The 19237-nt window shown below is 49.8% G+C and carries 15 protein-coding genes; 11 read left to right on the top strand and 4 right to left on the bottom strand.

Going from position 1 to position 19237, the window contains the following annotated elements:
• Positions 1 to 79: 79 nt before the first annotated feature.
• Positions 80 to 1330: a peptidylprolyl isomerase gene (locus ACN0YN_RS10275; protein WP_417384915.1), complete on the bottom strand. Its 1251-nt coding sequence runs from the start codon at positions 1328 to 1330 to the stop codon at positions 80 to 82.
• 182 nt (positions 1331 to 1512) lie between these two features.
• Positions 1513 to 4950: a transcription-repair coupling factor gene (gene mfd / locus ACN0YN_RS10270; protein ID WP_417384914.1), complete on the bottom strand. Its 3438-nt coding sequence runs from the start codon at positions 4948 to 4950 to the stop codon at positions 1513 to 1515.
• 110 nt (positions 4951 to 5060) lie between these two features.
• On the opposite strand from mfd, the gene aroB reads away from it, so the two are divergent.
• The 8 genes from aroB (at position 5061) to ACN0YN_RS10230 (ending at position 11159) form a co-directional block, all read left to right on the top strand.
• The gene (aroB, locus tag ACN0YN_RS10265; RefSeq protein WP_417384913.1) at positions 5061 to 6233 is read left to right on the top strand and encodes a 3-dehydroquinate synthase; all 1173 of its coding nucleotides are present in this window, start codon (positions 5061 to 5063) and stop codon (positions 6231 to 6233) included.
• Between the two features lie 174 nt (positions 6234 to 6407).
• Positions 6408 to 6710 (top strand): hypothetical protein, encoded by a 303-nt coding sequence (locus tag ACN0YN_RS10260; RefSeq protein WP_417384912.1) that lies wholly within the window; start codon positions 6408 to 6410, stop codon positions 6708 to 6710.
• A 10-nt stretch (positions 6711 to 6720) separates the two neighbouring features.
• Positions 6721 to 7104 (top strand): hypothetical protein, encoded by a 384-nt coding sequence (locus ACN0YN_RS10255; protein ID WP_417384911.1) that lies wholly within the window; start codon positions 6721 to 6723, stop codon positions 7102 to 7104.
• Between the two features lie 46 nt (positions 7105 to 7150).
• The gene (locus tag ACN0YN_RS10250; RefSeq protein ID WP_417384910.1) at positions 7151 to 7744 is read left to right on the top strand and encodes a response regulator; all 594 of its coding nucleotides are present in this window, start codon (positions 7151 to 7153) and stop codon (positions 7742 to 7744) included.
• 173 nt (positions 7745 to 7917) lie between these two features.
• A complete protein-coding gene (locus ACN0YN_RS10245; protein ID WP_417384909.1) occupies positions 7918 to 8325 on the top strand; it encodes a PilZ domain-containing protein in 408 nt (135 codons plus the stop codon).
• 134 nt (positions 8326 to 8459) lie between these two features.
• A complete protein-coding gene (locus ACN0YN_RS10240) occupies positions 8460 to 9176 on the top strand; it encodes a YggS family pyridoxal phosphate-dependent enzyme (protein ID WP_417384908.1) in 717 nt (238 codons plus the stop codon).
• Positions 9177 to 9185: 9 nt separating this feature from the next.
• Complete coding sequence (locus ACN0YN_RS10235) at positions 9186 to 9500, top strand: DUF167 domain-containing protein (RefSeq protein ID WP_417384907.1); 315 nt, start codon at positions 9186 to 9188, stop codon at positions 9498 to 9500.
• A 354-nt stretch (positions 9501 to 9854) separates the two neighbouring features.
• Positions 9855 to 11159, top strand: coding sequence for a PQQ-binding-like beta-propeller repeat protein (locus ACN0YN_RS10230; protein ID WP_417384906.1), 1305 nt, complete (start codon positions 9855 to 9857; stop codon positions 11157 to 11159).
• Positions 11160 to 11238: 79 nt separating this feature from the next.
• On the opposite strand, the gene ACN0YN_RS10225 is transcribed toward ACN0YN_RS10230, so the two are convergent.
• Both ACN0YN_RS10225 and ACN0YN_RS10220 read right to left on the bottom strand, forming a co-directional pair.
• On the bottom strand, positions 11239 to 12033 hold the full coding sequence (locus ACN0YN_RS10225; protein ID WP_417384905.1) for a hypothetical protein: 795 nt from the start codon (positions 12031 to 12033) through the stop codon (positions 11239 to 11241).
• Position 12034: 1 nt separating this feature from the next.
• Complete coding sequence (locus ACN0YN_RS10220; protein WP_417384904.1) at positions 12035 to 13507, bottom strand: MotA/TolQ/ExbB proton channel family protein; 1473 nt, start codon at positions 13505 to 13507, stop codon at positions 12035 to 12037.
• A gap of 392 nt (positions 13508 to 13899) precedes the next feature.
• Between ACN0YN_RS10220 and ACN0YN_RS10215 the strand changes: the two genes are divergently transcribed.
• From ACN0YN_RS10215 to ppk1, 3 genes are all read left to right on the top strand, one after another.
• Positions 13900 to 14922, top strand: a complete 1023-nt coding sequence (locus ACN0YN_RS10215) for an ROK family protein (protein ID WP_417384903.1) — start codon at positions 13900 to 13902, stop codon at positions 14920 to 14922.
• Positions 14919 to 16538 carry an HD domain-containing protein gene (locus tag ACN0YN_RS10210; protein ID WP_417384902.1) on the top strand — a complete coding sequence of 540 codons (1620 nt, stop codon included), beginning with the start codon at positions 14919 to 14921 and terminating at the stop codon, positions 16536 to 16538. Before ACN0YN_RS10215 ends, ACN0YN_RS10210 begins: the two co-directional genes overlap by 4 nt.
• 81 nt (positions 16539 to 16619) lie before the next feature.
• The gene (ppk1, locus tag ACN0YN_RS10205) at positions 16620 to 18749 is read left to right on the top strand and encodes a polyphosphate kinase 1 (RefSeq protein WP_417384901.1); all 2130 of its coding nucleotides are present in this window, start codon (positions 16620 to 16622) and stop codon (positions 18747 to 18749) included.
• Positions 18750 to 19237: the final 488 nt, after the last annotated feature.

The following is a 19237-nucleotide window of genomic DNA, read 5'->3' as shown; positions in this document are numbered from 1 at the left end:
TTTTCAAAATACTTTTTCACTCTGTATTTCATGAAGCAAATCTTAACCTGAGCTTCATGATCGGCCTTCACAGGGCCGCTTAATTTGTAATATTTTCATCTGGAGTTTCGTATTCAAACATCGATTCGATGATTGCTTTTTTGTAGAGCTTGTCGAGGGTTTCTCTGGTTGCTTTCATACGGGAATCATTAATCATGGATTGCTCCAGTTTCTCCTGCACATCAGCAAATGGTGTGTGCCCTGCCTCTTTCCGATCTAAAACTTTTACGATCTGAAACGAATTATCGGTTTCGAAGACCTGGCTGGTCTGTCCAATGGGTAACTGAAACAGCGCTTCTTCAACGTCTGATTCAGCCAGGCTGCCTCGACCGGTCCAGCCCCATTGTCCTTTCTTTTCAGCCCGTGGCCCATCTGAATACTTTTCGGCCAACGCACCAAAATCTTCTCCAGCCTGCAGTTTATGAATCACTTCATCAAGCACACCAACGGCTTTGTCTTTACCGCCATGCTTTGCATAGCTGATCCGAATTCGCTGCCAGCGTGCTTTCGCAGGGTAGGCATAATCCTGAATATTGGATTTATAACGCGCCAGAACTTCTTCACGGCTGAAATCATTTTTCGCTTTCGCTTTGACGGCCATGAACTGAAGAGCAGACTGCTGCTTTGTGAACAGTTCTTTCTCATAATACAGCGAACGGCCCTGCTGGTTCAGTTTTTCTTCGAGTTCCTGAGGAGAGCCGGCACCCACACTTTTTTGCAGTTCGGGAACTCGCTCTTCTTCAAACGCTTTGTCCAGATGTTCCTGGAGCATCTCCAGCTGTTCTTTTTTGAGAGTGGTTTTCATCTCATGAATCAGCAACTGCCGGTCAATGTGGCTTTTCAGGTCACGTTTCACCAGAGCAGTTCGTAGTTTCTGATATTCTTCAGGCTCCATTCTCTGTTCAGCCTGCTTCAACTGAAATTCATAGACACCAAGAATATCCGAGACAAAAAGTGGTGTCCCGTTGACCATAGCGACCACAGTGCTGTCTTTTAATTCCTCAACGGAATCATCAACGGCTTTGGTTATGGAAGTATCAGAAGATGATGCGACAGTGATCACCGGTGTTTCGAACGGGTTCTCAGATTCCTGAAAGTCCCCTTCCAGAAGATTTTTTCTCTCATCCGACCGACTGGCCATCTGCGTGTGTTCCAGCTTCTGCTGTTTCAGCGCAGACTCAAGACGTGGAGGGGGTGGCCCCAGCACCGGGTTGTCGACTTTAGGAGTCGTTTCACACCCTGAAATGCTGAGAACAGCAATCATCCATAAATATATTTGCGCGTAGCGCATCAAGATGCATCCTGCATAATGAACGAATTATTTACCGGGAATTTGAGAGACAATCAGTATTTAGTTTTGAATTCAGCCCGAATTACAAGGGAGGTGTAAGGAAGGGAGACAGACTGAATCAGGATTTACATCACTCTTGTCTCAACCAATGAACGTTTTGGGGAGTTCATCTGTTGAGCCTGTCAGGGCGATGCTGCGGGATTATAGGCAGGATCAAAAGATTGTTGCAATACCGTTTTAAGCTCCTGCATCACTGCTTCAACATTCTCAGTAGAATTCGGCAATGGAATGTAGGCTGATTTCTGATCCACAATCCGGACGGGAATCCGGCCTTGATTGCTTTTTGACAGTGCCAGTATGTGATTTTTGTCCCGATAGCCTAGTACAGCGAAGTTATTTTCCAGGCGAATACTGTCAACCTGCCAGCGTTGAGACAGGATTTGTAATTCTTTCAAAATCAATAATTGTCTCGCAGGATGGGGGATGGAACCAAAGCGGTCTTCCATTTCTTCTTCCAGAGCATTCAACTCATCGAGCGTGCGCACTGCCGAGAGTTTTCGATAAAGCTCGATTTTAATACGCCCGGGAGGAACGTAATCGGAAGGCAGATACGCAGCGCAAGGCAGATCAATCGCCACGTGGTGATGTTCACGAATCGGTTCATTTTTCAGTTTCCGGCAGGCGTTTTCCAGTAACTGACAATAGAGTTCGTAACCAACGGCTGCGATATGACCACTCTGTTCGGTTCCCAGGATATTACCGGCACCACGGATTTCCAGATCGCGCATGGCAATTTTGAATCCGGCCCCCAGTTCGCTGTACTCTTCAATGGCCTTCAGTCGCTTGGCAGCAATCGGAGTCAGAATCTGTCCGTCGCGCAACAGCAGATAGCAGTAGGCCCGATGATGTGATCGTCCTACGCGTCCCCGCAACTGATGCAGGTCAGACAATCCATGATTTCCCGCATCATGGATAAAAATGGTATTGGCATTGGGAATATCCAGCCCGCTTTCAATAATCGTCGTGCAGACAAAGATATCCACCTTGCCGGACACAAAGTTCAGCATCGCTTCTTCCAGCTCTGCCTCTTTCATCTGTCCATGGCCGATCCCGATACTGGCTTCCGGGACAATCTGCTGGATTCGATCGGCGTATTTCTGCAGATCATGAACACGATTATGCACGAAATAAACCTGCCCATTACGGTTCAGTTCCCTGACCATCGCATGGCGAATCAACTCCGGATCGAAACGGGTGATCCTCGTCTCAATGGGAACACGATCACGGGGCGCTGTGGTCAGATTGGAAATATCACGGATTCCCAGCAGAGACATATGCAGTGTTCGCGGAACGGGAGTGGCACTTAAGGTCAGCACATCGATCTGTAACCTTAAACGTTTCAGCATCTCTTTGGCTTCCACACCAAAGCGCTGTTCTTCATCGATGATCAACAGCCCCAGATCTTTAAACTTGATATCCTTCTGAATCAGACGGTGTGTGCCGATCACCAGATCAACGCTGCCAGTCGCCATGCCTTCCAGAATCGCCCGCTGCTCTTTTTTTGTTTTAAAGCGGGAGAGTCCTTCAATGGTAATCGGATAGTCGGCCATTCGCTCGCTGAAAGTCCGGGTATGCTGTTCTGCCAGCACCGTTGTCGGCACGAGGACGGCAACCTGTTTCCCGGCGTCAATGGCTTTGAAGGCGGCACGAATGGCGACTTCCGTTTTTCCATATCCGACATCGCCGCAGATCAGACGATCCATGGGTTGAGGCCGTTCCATATCGTGACGAACATCGCTGATAGCATGCAACTGGTCGGAGGTTTCCGTATAGGGAAACGATGCCTCAAATTCTTTCTGCCAGTGACTGTCAGGAGGATAGGAGATGCCGGGTTGCCCTGATCGCATCGCCTGCAGACGCAGCATGTCACTGGCCATATCCCGGACTGCCTGGGCCGCTTTTTCTTTTTTACTGGCCCAGCTCTTCGTACCCAGTTTTGATAACTGAGGTACATGTTTGCCGCCACCAATATATTTCTGAACCAGATGCACCAGTGAAACGGGGACGTACATCTGCACTTTATCACGAAATTCCAGGGAAAGATGCTCTTCTCGATACCCTTCCTTTTCCAGCAGTTCCAGACCACGAAAACGGGCAATTCCATGCGAAAGATGCACAACGAAATCGCCTACATTCAAATCCAGAAAACTGTCAATCGCCCGGCTCTCGACTTTGCGTTTGCGAGGCTTGTGCCTGATGTCAGCTCGCCCAAACAGCTCGTGATCGCTGAGTACCACCAGATGTTCGGGGACGATGCGAAATCCCAGCGCCAGGTTGCCGATACAGGTTTTGACGCGTTGAGAAAGATCCAGGTCAGACTCATCCAGCAGTTCCTGCAGACGATCCTGTTCCCCCTGATTGTGGCAACAGACCAGCACGGTATCCTGCAGGCCGGTGATCGACGCCAGTTCTTCCAGCATTTCCGACTTGGCCCGCGTGAATCGCTCTACCGATTCGATTTGCAGATGACAGGAGATCTCAGTCGATTCAGCAGAGATCGGTGCAATGGTGACAGAAGGAAAATCAGTGCAACGCGACATCGTTGCCGGCACACTGAACAGACCACGTGGATTTTCCAGGCGATCCAGATAACGTTTGCCCTCTTCGATCAACTCGGGAAGTTCCACCAATGCGATGCAGGCATCAGGTGGAAGATTATCCAACAGACTTTCCGAGGCGCTACCGTCTTCGTCACGGGTGAGAGTTTGTGGCTGCCTGTCGGTTGAAGAGGCAGGAACAGGTGAAATCAATGTCAGGTCAACCTGCTGACAGGTTTCGAGAGTTCGCTGAGTTTCCGCATCGAACTGCCTGATCGATTCCACTTCATCCCCGAAGAATTCAATGCGAATCGGCAGGGCGGCATCCGGGGAGTAAAGATCCAGAATCCCCCCATGCATACTGAATTCGCCGGGAAGCTGAATTGCCGTAGTCCGTTCAAAACCACGCTCCAGCAACCATTTCATAAACGCGTCCGTATCGATTTCATCACCGACCTGAATGCGACGCGTCGCTTCCTGCCTCTGTTTTCGACTTGGCACAGGCTGCAACAGTGCCGGAAATGAGGTGACGATCACCTGGGGAGACGACGTTTTTTCCCCTGACTGCTGCAACTGACTCAGTACGCGCAGGCGTCCGCCAAATACCGAATCGGCAACATCATGTTCGTCCGGGAGAGTCTCCCAGGCAGGAAAGATTTCGGGGATGATTCCCAGGAAACTGGCCAGGTCACCGGTAAATTCATCGATTTCAGAGAGACGCGGAAGCACGATCAGCAGTACGGAATCCAGAGCGGAAGCGATACTGGCCGCAGTCAGCGCGCAAGATCCTCCCCAGGCTCCGTCAATTGTCCCGCTCTGTCCGGACCGCAGAGCTGCTGTTACTTCAGCAAATCCATCACTACGACTGAGAACGGGCACCAGATCCTGCATCGACTGAATCTGACTGTCACGGGGTGTCATCATGTTCGGGAATATTTTAGCAGGCGGCACCAGATTGTCACGTGCCTGCTGCCGAAAAACCGTTTCTGATGCTCGATTTGTGTCGATCCGACGTGACTTCATCCCGTATCAGAGTTACGATAGAAGCATGATGAATCGGCCTGCCGAAAGCCTGAGTCAAAATGGTTTTCAATCGGCTATTGACGCGATTTAAAAGCAACAAAGGAAGTAACGTGTCAGAGAATTTAGACGTGAATGTCGCCCTGGGACCTCGCAGTTACCATATTTCGGTTGTCAGCAACCAGTTTGCGCAATTTGCTGAGACTCTGGAAACCTGGATGAACCAGAATCCCGCCTACCGGAATGCGCTGGCTGACGGCAGCAAGACGGCATTGATTATCACTGACAGAAATCTTGCGACGCTGCATACCACCCAGATCGAAAACAGTCTGAAATCAAAAGACTGGAAATTTGAAACCGCGATCATTGAGCCGGGTGAAAAATCGAAATCGCTCGAAGTGATTTCCAGTCTTTACGATAAACTGGTCGCCATGAAAGCAGACCGACAAACCGTCGTGATCGCAGTGGGGGGCGGTGTCACGGGAGATGCTGCCGGTTTTGTCGCAGCAACTTATGTTCGCGGCCTTCCCTTTGTCCAGGTCCCGACTTCACTGCTGGCGCATGTTGACAGTTCAGTCGGTGGTAAAGTGGGAGTGAATCATCCCCAGGCAAAGAATCTGATTGGTGCATTCTACCAGCCTTTAGGCGTTTTCATCGATACCTCGACACTGGAAACACTGCCTCTCAGGGATTACCGCAGCGGCCTGGCTGAAGTAGTGAAGTATGGCGTGATCCTGGATTCTCGCTTCTTTCATTATCTCGAACAGAATATCGAGGCGCTGAATCAGCGCGATCCTGAAGTCCTGCGCAACATCATCGCCCGCAGTTGCGAGCTCAAAGCGGAAGTTGTGGAACAGGATGAACATGAACGCTCCGGACTGCGTGCGATTCTGAACTATGGACATACTTTTGCGCATGCTTTCGAAGCACTCTGTGGTTACGGGGAACTGATGCACGGCGAAGCGGTTTCTATCGGCATGATCTATGCCAGCTATCTCGCTGAGAAACTGGAACTGATTTCTCACCAGGAAACAGAACGGCAAATCCGGCTGCTAGAAGCCCTTGGTTTACCGGTACTTCTGCCGGCTGGCGTCCAGTTGGATAATGACCAGATCATCGATCGGATGAAACTCGATAAAAAAACGGTTGGCGGGAAACTGCGATTTGTACTGCCAACCAGCCTGGGCCGCGTCGAAGTCTTCAAAGAAATTCCAGAGAGTCTGGTCCGGGAAGTTCTCGAAGAACTGGCTCACCCCGCTGCAACAGATGACGACTTTCAAATTTAGAGTATCGCCTGATTTCAATGTCGCGTCGTGATTCACATGACAGACGCTACAGAAAAACGATAACCAGGCGGGACCAGTCGCTACTGCCAGATTTCCTCTGCCGCAGCCTTTCCACGTCTCTGCTTTTTCAGAATTAAGAGCAGTTTTTAACTGGAAACAGAGGTGCGCAACTGCATGCGCGGTACCAAAACAACAGGTAAATACCTCAAACCGCATGTCTCAGGAACGGAACAGAAACATACTAAAGTACAAATTTTGCTGGATTCTTTGCCGATTTTAAACGCTCAATCGACACAGAACTTAGAACTCCTACAAAAAAAACCTCCTACGGTAACTGTTTCTGATGATCTGCCCACATCGCTGAAAAAGGAACCTAATCTTACCTGTAGGCCTGATGATATTTTCACAGAATCTTTGCACTTCAGCGAAATTTCATTTCCCGCAATTCACGCTTGTACTATGCAAAATCCCGGTTAGGAAAATGTAAATGTCGAACACAAATACAACAAACAATGCAGGAGAGTGGCGTCTGATTGACGGTGATCGAATTCTGGATATGGCAATCGGAGATACCGAATTTCTTGCAGAATTGATCGAGCTTTTTATGTGCACTGTTTCCGACCAAATGTGTGAAATCGGTCTGGCTATAGAGCGAAAACAGGCAGAAACATTAGCTCTGACTGCACATGGCTTCAAAGGAACCGTCGCCAACTATACGAAAGGTGAACCCTATCTGCTGCTGCAGACTTTAGAGGATGATGGAAAGTCAAATCGATTACAGGATGCTTCAATCAGTTACGCTGCTTTGGAGAACGAAATGCAGGAGTTGATCACAGAGTTGAACACATTCATGGCTCAAGTCAGCCGTTGAAATCACTTTACCCGCTAAACATGGTTCTGAACCAGAGGTTGATGTAATGAAAATCTTAGTTGTCGATGACGTTGGTTATTCCTGCCACTTTCATGCGCGACTCATCGAAAAGTTCGGTTACCGGTGTTGTTCCGCGACATCCGGCTTTGAAGCATTGAATCTGCTGAAAACGGACAATGATATTAATATCGTCATTACAGACCTGATGATGCGCGGTATGGATGGTGTCGATTTATTCAAAGAAGCTCAGCATCTGGAACGATTTACAGATGACGGCCAGTTAGAGCCCCCCCAGTTCATTCTGATGACGGCATTACGCCTGGAGAAGAATTCAAATGACAAAGATGTACAACGACTTAAACTGGCACAGGAACTGGGTGTTGCCAAAATCATGTTTAAACCCCTGGATCAGGGAGAACTGCGTGAAACATTAAAAGAAATGATGATGGGCGCTCCTGATGGTTCAGCAAACAATCAGTCAGTTGATTTATATACCCCCGCTCAAAAAATCAAAGATGCAGTCAAAAATATCATCGAATCAGGCAATTCTGGAGCTGCGGAACAGTTTATTGAATGCCTGAACGGAGAGGTCTATCAGCTCCAGGAATTTCTGGCAAAGCTGGAAACTGTTCAGAATTAAATGTTTACTAAACACAACAGCATCTCGATAGATCAAAATTTATTGATTCATGGAAGGAGGGATTTGACTGTAATAATTCAAGACCTATAGTTGGAGTAATCCTATACAAACCTTGACCTTTTCAAATTGAATAGGCACCAACTTCCATTTCATTTCTTAAATGGGTGTGTCCCATGAGTCTGATAAATCTAGACCAATATACTGTTAAACAGAACCGGGCCGTCTCACGTGTTCTGGATACATTAGACCGTATTGATCAACGAACCAGCGTGCACTATTCCGAAAAACGGGCACACGAAAGAAAAGACTTTCGAGGAACCGTCTGGATCTCACTCCCGGACAGCGATGCCGTGGACGAGCAGGAGACCACGACGATCAAAGTCTGGTCTCGTTCAATCTCACAATCCGGCCTCTCGTTCATTTACCCGTTTCCGATCTATCGCAACAATATTCTGGTAGGAGTTCCTGTACAGGGGACTCAGATCGCCTGGTTCCGCTCAGAAATTGTCAGACAGAAAGAAATTCAGGAAGAAGAATTCTGGGAATTCGGGGTTCGCTTTACAGGCAAAGTGATCGCTTAAATCTCTGTTTGATATCTGGCTCCCGATTGCATTTCGAAAGTGCCAGAAGATATGATTCAGAGCGTAACCTCAGCATCATTCGTTGCTGAATCTGAGCAAGAATTCTAATAATTTGAACGGGATGATTACCGGTAATGGAAGACCTCTCTGGCCTCCTGCAAAAGAATTTGCTGGGGATAAAAAACCGGATTCAAGCGGCGTGTACCAGAGCAGATCGTGCCACCGAATCGGTAACACTCATCTGCGTTACCAAATATGCCCGACTGGAATGGGTCTCGGAACTGACCAAACTTGATTACCGTGATCTGGCAGAAAGCCGCACTCAGCAACTCGAGGAACGATCTGAACTCCTTCCCCCGGATGTACACTGGCACTTTATCGGCCCTCTGCAGCGCAATAAAGTCAGAAAAACAATCCAGCACAGTCATCTGATTCATTCGGTCGATTCGGAGAAATTACTGAATACCATCGATCGGGTCGCCGGAGAATCTGGCTTGAAGCCGCGTGTTCTGATTGAAGTGAACCTTTCAGGCGAAGCAAATAAAAAAGGCTTTCAAAAAACCGAACTGCAGCAACTCTGGCCATCGCTCTGTCAGAACAGTCACGCCCAGATCAGTGGCCTGATGACAATGGCCCCGCATGTGGATGATCCGGAAGCCGCCCGCCCTGTCTTTCGGGAACTCTCCGTTTTGCGTGATACACTTCAGGCGATTTCTCCCTCGTCCATCCAGCTGCAGGAATTGTCGATGGGCATGAGTGGCGATTTTGAGGTGGGTATCGAAGAAGGAGCCACCCTCATCCGTGTCGGTAGTGCCCTGTTTGAAGGGCTGGACACCTTAACCGGGAATTGAGAATTCAAAGTGAATCTGGCATTAAATCTGGAAATGGACGGCACTGCGATTCTACTGCCTGTTCGTGCGCAACCCCGATCCAGCAGGAACGGGATTGAAGGCATTCATGACGGTCGGCTCAAAGTCTGCGTCACACAGGTCCCTGAAAAAGGGAAAGCCAACAAAGCCCTGCTCAAAGTGATCCAGTCAGCGCTCAATCTGAAACGATCCCAAATAGAGTTATATAAAGGGGAAACGGCGGCCTTAAAGGTCTTTCGGATTCACGAAATCTCCAGAGAAGAGTTGTACACACGGATCGCAGAGGCAGCAGGTCAATCCCGCTAAACGCTGTTTTCTCAGGTCGTCGCCTGCGGGCAGTACCTTTCAGCCCAAAACTCTGTCATTCAAAATTGACTTCCCGAGAGACGGGAACAGGTCAACATAGATTGCAGCCACTCAGACGGGGTCATATAATTATCGGTGCATTCGTGTCTTTCCCCAAGAGGTCTTTGTTGTATCTTTTGAATCACAATTCACTGGAAAACAGCGGCGATCTCTCAAACTAAAAGAGCATTCCCTTAAACCTCCGTGTCTCTCATACAATGGTACTCGGCCCAATTGTTCTGAAGACGCTACTTAAACCCGGACACAGGCAGGATTCCTCCCTCGCCTGGAGATCTCAAAAAGGACTATTTGATTATGAGCTATTCGATGCCTGTTCGCCTCCTGCTGGGCGCCATACTGGTTTGTGGTCTCTCCCTGTCAGCGAAAGCAAACGAACCAACCAAACTGTCTGACTCCTGGGAGCAGTGGCGTGGTCCCAATCGTCAGAACCATTCTGCTGATACCGGACTGATTGAAGACTGGAATGCAACTCCGCCGAAACTGATCTGGACGGCCAGTGGCATGGGCAAAGGATATGCCAGCGTTTCGATCAAGGATAATCGACTCTTCACCACAGGAAACCTCCCGGAAGGTCAGGCGGTCATCGCCGTCAATACCGACGATGGCAAGATCCTCTGGAAAACCAACCTGCTGGAACTGAATCCCGAGCATGGTTATCCCGGAGCACGCTGCACCCCTTCCATCGACGGCGATCGGCTGTATGCTATTGCCTCGAATGGCGCGATTTTCTGTCTGAGTACTGCCGATGGTGAAATTATCTGGCAGAAAAACTTCGAAGAAGAGTGGGACGGAAAAATGATGTCCAAATGGGGTTTTTCCGAATCGCCACTCATCGACGGTGACCGCGTCCTCTGCACACCAGGCGGAAAAAATGCCATGATGGTCGCCCTCGACAAAACTACAGGACGGGAGATCTGGCGAACTCCTGTTACTGATCTCGGAGATAAAGGGAAAGATGGTGCCGGCTATTCTTCCATCGTGATCTCCAACGGAGCCGGTGTTAAACAGTACGTTCAGCTCACCGGACGAGGCGTGATCGGCGTACGTGCCAGTGACGGGAAGCTGCTCTGGCACTACAACCCGGTCGCCAATGGTGTCGCTAATATTCCCACTCCTATTATTTCCGGCGATTACGTCTTCTGTTCAACCGGTTACAAAACGGGCAGTGCCCTGCTGAAACTCTCGAAAGATGGTGACGGCGTCAAAGCGGAAGAAGTTTACTTCCTGGATGCCAAAACCCTGCAGAACCATCATGGTGGTATGATCCTGTATAAAGATCATATCTACTGTGGACACGGTCATAACAATGGATTCCCGCTTTGCCTGAATCTCGAGTCGGGTAAAGTCGTCTGGGGTGGAGACATCCGCGGGGAAGGAAGTGGATCAGCGGCCGTTTTATTTGTAGACGGAAACCTGATCTTCCGCTATGAAAACGGGGAACTCGCCCTGGTGGAAGCAACGACTGAAGGCTACAAGTTGAAAGGTTCCTTCCGAGCAGATCAGGTCCTCGGTAAAGCCTGGGCTCACCCGGTCGTATGTGGCGGAAAGCTTTACCTGCGAGAGCAGGATGTACTGATGTGTTACGACCTGCGAAAGTAAGGTCCCCCACAACGCATACTGAAATAATAAAAGCTCTGTCGATCCGTTCGACAGAGCTTTTATTTATGATTCACAATAATTAACCGGCCGCATTTTTAAAACGACTCAGATCAATTTTCCCATTCCCTTCCACAGGCAACTTGCCGTTAGGACAGTAGCGGGAACGAGCCACGCTGGATGCGATATTATAGGTATAGACGGCATCTTCCCGGATCAGGAAGATCACAGTCCCTTTGTTCTGGGCACCGATCTTATCCAGCAATTCGACGAATGGTAAACTCTTACGAAGGTCGTCGCGGCGGACATGCAGGTCTTTCGAGGGCCCGTCCAGTACGACGATTCCGTTTTTGGTGCATTCGATAAACGTGGGATTCAGATCCACGCCGGACCCACCCGGCTGAATACGAACTTCTGCAGCGACCGGATTTTCCCGTTTATTCAATTCAACCTTGAGCTTGTCTATTTCCTTCTGCAGCGTCATCGGTTCGTCTTTAATTTCCGCAATCCGTTTTTCAAGACGATTGGCTTCCGCCAGCAGCTTTACTTTCTCTTCCGGAGTGATATCCGTCGGGATTTTGCTTTTTTCCTGCTTCAGCTTTTTGAGTTCTTCGAGAGCCAGAATCAGGTCGCGATTCAGTTTAGACAAGTCTTCCACCTGGGTTTGAACCTGTTCCAGTTCCTGCTGCTTCTCGGTAATTTCCTTCTGATCTTTCTCGAATTCTTCAACGCGCTTCAGGGAATCATCCTGTTGATCCATCTGACTGAGTGCCATGGCTGTGATCATCAGCGTCAAAACACCGATCACACACGCCAGAATACTCAGAAACGGAAACAGGGAAACCGTTTCTTCACTATCCTTCTTCTTTCTACCCACGTTATCTTACTCTCTTCGAATTCCCGAATAATCCCCAGCCCTTACGAGGTGCTTCCACCTGCTGAATCAGTACCTGCTTTTCACCCAGGTTCGTCAGAACCGTATTCAGGCCGTTCAATCCCTGCTGAACTCCATTAAAGGATTGAGACAGGACACCGGCGGCTTCTGCCATTTCCGTTGCTTCGCCGTTCATCTTTTCCAGATGTGAGGTATGAGCAGACTGCAGAGCGGTCATTTTCTCTTCCACACTTTCCAGGTGTTTCATGACCTGTTGCACCTCTGCCAGTTGTGCTTCCTGTTGTTCACGAATTTTATCGTCGATCTTACCCCAGGATTTGACAACCTGCTGTGACAGCGTATCCCCGATCCCTTCCAGTTTTTCGATCCACGTCTGCAGCTCGGCATGATGGTTTGCCATCGCTTTATCGATGGTTTTCTGAATCAGACGACGATGGTCTTTTTCATCACCTCCGCCGCCACCATGATCGGGTTCTTTAAGCCGTTTCAGCAGGTTTTCATTACAGTATTCATCCACCCAGTTCAGCAGGTCTTCCTCTGACTTCTGCATGGAACTGCTGGGAAACATCACCAGCATACTCATCACCAGCGCGACCAGTGTCGTATCGAACGCGGTAGACAGACCACCGGTCACACTCCCCAGAGATTCCTTCAAAGCAGAGATATCGGTGGCATTATCCATCCCGCCGGAGAAGCCCCCCACGGCGGCACTAATCCCGATCACGGTTCCGATGAACCCCAGAATCGGGATCGCCCAGATGAATACTTTGAGAATGGTATAGCTGGAATCGACAGCCGTGGCATCGATTTCCGACTGCGACTGCAGACGGCTGGAAACTTCAGAACTGCTTTTCAAGACACTGAAATGTTCCAGGCCCCGTAAAACCCGGTTCACCAGAAAGCTTTCGCGGGGATCAACGGGCAGGTTTTTGACATGATCGATAAACCGGGCAACGGTCTTCTCTGAAATATCCTCAGAAATATCCGTAGGCAGCGTATCGAACAACATCGAATCTTTCTGTTTTCCCAGCTTACGGTATTTCAAAATCAGAATCGTGGCTGACCAGCTCATCAAAAAGACCAGCGCGAAGGGGACCCAGCCTCGATCCAGAAACAATTCACCGAGGTAAAATTTTCGGAAAGGAAACATGATCGCGATAAATGCGATAGAAGCCCCGACCGCAATCACACCACTCTTAGAGAGGCTGACTTCAGTACCATCGGCCCAGCCACTGGAAACATTTTTATTTCCACTGCGACTGCTGCTGCCGGAAGATCTGCTGGAGCTCGTTGAGCTGGCAGCACTGACATCGATCGAAGTATCAATTATCGGTGTCTCAGGTTTTTTCACCAGCATCGTATGGTGACAATAGGGACAACGAACTTTTTTACCCACGTTTTCATCGCGGACTTTGAGCTTTTTCGAACACTTTTCACAGGGAAACTGGAAATACATTGAGGAAACCCCAGGGCGTAGTAAACTTTAGTGTAGCACTCAGACTTTCATTGTAGTCTCAGCAGTAATTCATACAGAATAGTTTAGCCAAGCTACCCCAGTCCCAAAAGTCAACAGCCATCAGCAATCATCTAAACATGGCAAACAACCGGCTTTCCTGCTGAATTTCCAGATATTGAGATCGCTGACGGGACGGACCACCGTTTTCACTGCAAACAGAAATCTCAGACTCCCCCTTGTTAATTGTGTTCTAAATACGTCAGAATACACGACATAAGAACTATCTGTTATAATAATTGCGAGTAGAATGCTTGCGAGAGCAAACTGTTTAAGCTTTCCGTTGACCGCTTCTGAGCGGAGAGTAAATCCTTAAAAGTATAGAAATCAAATTCATGTCTGCAGATTCCGTTGAAACCACCAGCCGCTACTGGGCCGGCTTCGACCTGGGTGGCACTAAAATGCTGGCCAAGATTTTTGACTCAGAATATAAAACACTAGGGAAAAAACGGCGTAAAACCAAAGGACATACCGGGGTCGAAATGGGGCTGGAACGGATGGTCCAGACGATCCATCAGGCTCTGGAGGAGGCCGGCCTGACTCCCCAGGATCTGGCAGGCATTGGTGTCGGTTGTCCTGGCCCGCTGGAACTGCACGCGGGAATCATCTTCGAAGCCCCCAATCTGGGCTGGTATAACGCGCCTGTGAAAGACGTACTGGAAAAAGAGTTCGGTTGCCCCGTTGTGATCTGCAACGATGTCGATGCCGGCGTGTATGGCGAATACCGGTTCGGTGCCGGCAGAGGCGCTCAGTCTGTCATGGGAATCTTCCCGGGAACCGGTATTGGCGGCGGCGCCGTCTACCGCGGTCAACTGATTCAGGGGAGTAAAAGTTCCTGCATGGAGATTGGCCATATCAAGGTCCTGCCGGAAGGCCCCGAATGCGGGTGTGGGCAACATGGATGTCTGGAAGTTCTGGCGAGTCGTCTGGCAATCTCAGCCGCTGCTGCACAGGCCGCTTATCGAGGAGATGCACCAACCCTGCGTTCGATGGTCGGCACAGACCTGTCAGATATTCGCAGTGGGATCCTTGCATCAGCGATCAAAGGTGGTGATGAAAGTGTCAAAAACATCATCCTGCGGGCAGCGGAATATATCGGGATTGCCGCTGGAAACCTGGTCCATACATTTTCCCCGGAAATCATTGTGCTGGGAGGCGGTCTGGTAGAAGCCATGCCCGAACTGATTGTGCCGGCCGTCACGGAAGCCACTCGACGCAATGTGATGCCGACTTTCAAAGACTCCTTCAAAGTCGTCGCCGCACAACTGGGAGATGACTCGTCTGTCATGGGGGTAGCCGCATGGGCCCAGAACGTCATTCAGCAAAACTCTTCGATGAAAATTGAAACGCAGGTATGAACACAAAAGATTCATCTCCGACTGAGGCATCCCCGGGTTCCAGTCGAATGGAATCAGGCACGAATCAGTTGATTGCCGTCATCGATATCGGTACCGGCGCCATTCGTATGGCGATTGCCGAGATCAAAGAAGATGGCTCGGTGTATGCATTGGAACGGCTCGCCCAGGCGGTGACTCTGGGGAAAGATACGTTCCAGACCCGAAATATTCAGAAGTCAACGATGGAGGAATGTGTGCGCATCCTCAAAAGCTACCGTCGGCGTCTGGATGAATATCAGATCACGCGCGACGAGCAGATTCGCGTGGCTGCCACCAGCGCGGTCCGGGAAGCCGACAACCGCCTGGCATTTACAGACCGGATTTTCATCGCGACCGGATTTGAAGTCTCTCCCCTGGATGAAGCGGAAGTCAACCGAATTACCTACCAGGGGATTCGCCCTTACCTGGCAGCAAAACCTAACCTGGACGAAGCACAAACTATTGTGACGGAAATCGGGGGTGGCACGACCGAACTGCTGCTGGTACAGAAAGGCAACGTACTGTTCTCGGGTAACTATCGCCTGGGCGCATTGCGTCTGCGGGAAATGCTCAAGGGTTATCGCGTTCCCCTCTCCAAAGAACGCACGATTATGGAGAATCAGATCGAGCGTGTGATCCAGCAGATCACCCACGAAGTTCCCGGCGACAAATCCGTCAAACTGGTCGTACTGGGAGGTGATGTCCGCTTTGCGCTCGCCCAACTCCGCCCGGACGATGAAATCCCGGATCCAGGAAACTCACCAGATGAACTGGACCGTCTTAAAGTTTCTGAGCTCAGCAAGTTTACCGATAAAATTCTGCAGAAGAACGAAGACGAACTGGTTCAGGAATACCACCTCTCCTTTACCGATGCAGAAACGCTGGGGCCCGCACTGCTCGCCTATACCAAGCTGGCGGAAGCCTATCAGCAAAAACACATTTATGTCACCAAAGCCAACTTCCGTGATGGTCTGTTGAAAGAAATGGCCGACCAGAGTAACTGGTCAGAAGAGTTCAATCAGCAGGTCCTGCGTTCCACAATCGACTTCGGAAAACGCTTCGATTTTGATGAGACGCATGCCAGTCATGTCGCTTTTCTGGCGGATACCCTGTTCCAGTCATTACAGAACGAACACAAACTCGACGCGCGGAATCGATTGCTGCTGTACATCGCCGCCTACCTGCACGAGATCGGGATCTACGTCAATCAACGCGGCTACCACAAACATTCCATGTACCTGATCAGCAATGGCAATCTGTTTGGTCTCGGACAGACCGACCTGCTGCTGGTCGCGCTGATTGCCCGCTATCATCGCCGGGCTTCTCCGAAAGCGACGCATCCGGGATACTCCACACTCGATCGTGTCAGCCGCATTGCCATTGCCAAAATGGCCGCCATCCTGCGTGTCGCTGATGCACTGGATTATTCCTACAGCCAGCGGGTTCAGGAAATTGAATGTGAAATTGACCAGGGACAGTTAATCATCTCGATCCCTCATGTGGAAGACGTCTCGCTGGAACAGATCGCGCTCGTCGAGAAAGGTCCGCTGTTTGAAGAAGTCTTCGGGTTGAAAGTTCACTTGAGAAAGAAACAGTAAATCGGCTGGAAGAATTTTGCGAACACCTTTTAAACTCCCATTCATACACACTACAGACTGAAATTAAACAACAGGTTGACCATGGCCAACGATGCAACGAATTATATCAACCGGGAATTAAGCTGGCTGGAATTCAATCAGCGGGTTCTGGATGAAGCCCATGATCCGGAAATCCCCTTGCTGGAACGACTGAAGTTTCTGGCGATCACCAGTTCTAACCTGGACGAGTTCTTCATGGTCCGCGTGGGGGGACTGCATCTGCTGCAGGCCAGTGGAAATAAAAAAGCAGATCCCTCAGGCATGACACCGCGTGAAACACTCGATGCGGTCAGCCTGCGTGCGCATCAGATGATGGTCGAACAGTATAAGTGCTTACTCGAAGAAATCGAACCACCTCTGGCAGCCGCCGGTTTCCAGCGCGTCAATCCACAGGAACTCTCCGATTCTCAGCGGCGGATTGTCGAACACGTTTTCCGGGATGAAATCTATCCGGTCCTCACACCAATGGCGGTGACTTCAGATATGGAGTTTCCTTACCTGGTGAACCACACGTTAAATCTCGTCGTCCGCCTGGCCCCCGATGACAAAGGTAAAGGCAAAAACAAATCAGGGGAAAACCGGTTTGCGATCATCCCTTTTGGCAGAACCGAATTCCGATTCATCACCCTCCCCTCGGAAGGCGGCTATCAGTATCTACCGATGGAAGATGCCATCTGTCTGTTTATCGAACAGTATTTTCAAGGCGAACACGTTCTGGAGAGTATTCCCTTTCGTGTGACCAAAAATGCGGATGTCAGCCTGCAGGACGAATTCGCTTCTGACCTGCTGCATCAGATGGAAGACATGCTCGACCAGCGTAAGCAGGGGGACTGTATCCGACTGGAAATCGCAGAATCGGTTTCCGTGGAGACCTTGGAATTTCTGGAACGCGGCCTGGGTGTTCTTGATGAAAACGTTTACCGGATTCCTGGACCGCTGGATCTGACGGCGTTTATGCGGCTGACAGAGACATCAGGCTTCGATGCCCTGAAAGATGTCAGCTGGCCACCGCAGCCTTCCCCGGAAGTCAATCCCCGCATCAGCATGTTCGAGAATATTACCCAGCAGGACATCCTGCTGTGCCATCCCTATGAAAGTTTTGAGCCCGTCGTGCGCCTGGTTGAGGAAGCAGCCGTCGATCCGGATGTACTGGCCATCAAGCAGATTCTGTATCGCACGAGTAAACACAGCCCGATTGTGGCGGCATTGATTCGTGCCGCGGAACAGGGAAAACACGTCACAGCAATCGTTGAGCTCAAAGCCCGCTTCGATGAAGCGCGGAATATTGAATGGGCCAAGAACCTGGAACATGCTGGCGTGCAGGTGATCTACGGCGTGAAAGGGCTTAAGACGCATGCCAAGATCTGCTGTATCATCCGCCGCGAACCACACGGTATACAACGCTACCTGCATTTCGGGACCGGCAACTACAACGATGCGACTGCAAAAATCTATAGTGATATCAGCTACTTCACCAACGACGAAGTGCTGGCGTCTGATGCGATCAACTTTTTCAATTCGATCACCGGCTATTCGATCCCGCAGAAATATCAGAAACTGGAAGCAGCCCCCATCAGTCTGCGTGATAAACTGCTCGATCTGATCCATCATGAAACAGAGCGAAAGAAACAGGGACAGAAAGCCCGGATCGTGGCGAAGGTCAATTCCCTGGTCGACCCGGAAATCATTGATGCCCTGTATGAGGCTTCGGAAGCGGGCGTGAAAATTAAGCTCAATATTCGCGGCATCTGCTGCCTGCGTCCCGGCGTCCCCAAGCTCAGTAAGAACATCGAAGTCGTCAGCATTATCGATCGGTTTCTGGAACATGCCCGGATTCTTTACTTCTATCATGGCGGAGACGAACGCGTCTTTATTTCCAGTGCAGACTGGATGCCACGCAACCTGGACCGACGCGTGGAACTGCTCGTTCCCATTGAAGAAGAAAAATGTCACCGCAAGATCATCAAGATTCTCAACAGCTACTTTGAAGACAATGCCAAAGCCCGCGTCTTGAACAGCGAAGGAGTTTACGAGCGGATTACTCCGAACAAAGAAAAGAATCTGGTACGCTGCCAGCAGGTACTGCACGAAGAAGCGGTCGAAGCGATCAAGCAGGCTGAAAAAGTGGGACGCACCGTCTTTGAACCGCATATGGCTCCAGAAGAAAAGTAACAGCCGCGAACCTGTTTCAGAATCCCGTGTCACTACACAAGAAGACAGTGAAGTTGTAAGACCACTCTCAGCCGTCTGTCTTCGTTGAACTGGAATTCGCTGGAATGTTCAAATTCTTATCCTCTGCAATAAGAATATGTTACCGTTTTTAGATTTTCCCGTTCATGAGAATTTCCGCAGGTTCCGTTCAAATAGGTATTGCCTCGATTGAGGGATCTGCAAAAATAACAGTAGAGAATGTATCGCACCCACGCAGTGCGATAGGACTAAAGCCTGTATTCAAATTGGAGCTACAAGCCATGAAGAAACAGGGAGTTTATCCAAGAAAAGGAGGTGATTGAGTGGACAGTTATTGTTGTAGCCAGAAAGGTGGTTGTTCTTAGCGACTACTGGCGGGTTGTCAAAGACAACCACCACTCGTGAGGATCACCTCGATCCAAACGAAAATTAACCGGAGGCTGATCTGCGCCAGCGTGGATCAGCCTCTC

Origin of the sequence: Gimesia sp. (assembly GCF_048260065.1) — a bacterium.
Taxonomy (GTDB): domain Bacteria; phylum Planctomycetota; class Planctomycetia; order Planctomycetales; family Planctomycetaceae; genus Gimesia.
This window is presented reverse-complemented; position numbering and strand designations above follow the sequence as displayed.

What these genes read in the sequence shown, in the direction of transcription:
- ACN0YN_RS10275 (WP_417384915.1), bottom strand. Translation starts at nt 1,330, where the DNA reads ATGCGCTACGCGCAAATATATTTATGGATGATTGCTGTTCTCAGCATT.
- mfd (WP_417384914.1), bottom strand. Translation starts at nt 4,950, where the DNA reads ATGAAGTCACGTCGGATCGACACAAATCGAGCATCAGAAACGGTTTTT.
- ACN0YN_RS10260 (WP_417384912.1), top strand. Translation starts at nt 6,408, where the DNA reads ATGCGCGGTACCAAAACAACAGGTAAATACCTCAAACCGCATGTCTCA.
- ACN0YN_RS10255 (WP_417384911.1), top strand. Translation starts at nt 6,721, where the DNA reads ATGTCGAACACAAATACAACAAACAATGCAGGAGAGTGGCGTCTGATT.
- ACN0YN_RS10250 (WP_417384910.1), top strand. Translation starts at nt 7,151, where the DNA reads ATGAAAATCTTAGTTGTCGATGACGTTGGTTATTCCTGCCACTTTCAT.
- ACN0YN_RS10245 (WP_417384909.1), top strand. Translation starts at nt 7,918, where the DNA reads ATGAGTCTGATAAATCTAGACCAATATACTGTTAAACAGAACCGGGCC.
- ACN0YN_RS10240 (WP_417384908.1), top strand. Translation starts at nt 8,460, where the DNA reads ATGGAAGACCTCTCTGGCCTCCTGCAAAAGAATTTGCTGGGGATAAAA.
- ACN0YN_RS10230 (WP_417384906.1), top strand. Translation starts at nt 9,855, where the DNA reads ATGAGCTATTCGATGCCTGTTCGCCTCCTGCTGGGCGCCATACTGGTT.
- ACN0YN_RS10220 (WP_417384904.1), bottom strand. Translation starts at nt 13,507, where the DNA reads ATGTATTTCCAGTTTCCCTGTGAAAAGTGTTCGAAAAAGCTCAAAGTC.
- ACN0YN_RS10215 (WP_417384903.1), top strand. Translation starts at nt 13,900, where the DNA reads ATGTCTGCAGATTCCGTTGAAACCACCAGCCGCTACTGGGCCGGCTTC.
- ACN0YN_RS10210 (WP_417384902.1), top strand. Translation starts at nt 14,919, where the DNA reads ATGAACACAAAAGATTCATCTCCGACTGAGGCATCCCCGGGTTCCAGT.
- ppk1 (WP_417384901.1), top strand. Translation starts at nt 16,620, where the DNA reads ATGGCCAACGATGCAACGAATTATATCAACCGGGAATTAAGCTGGCTG.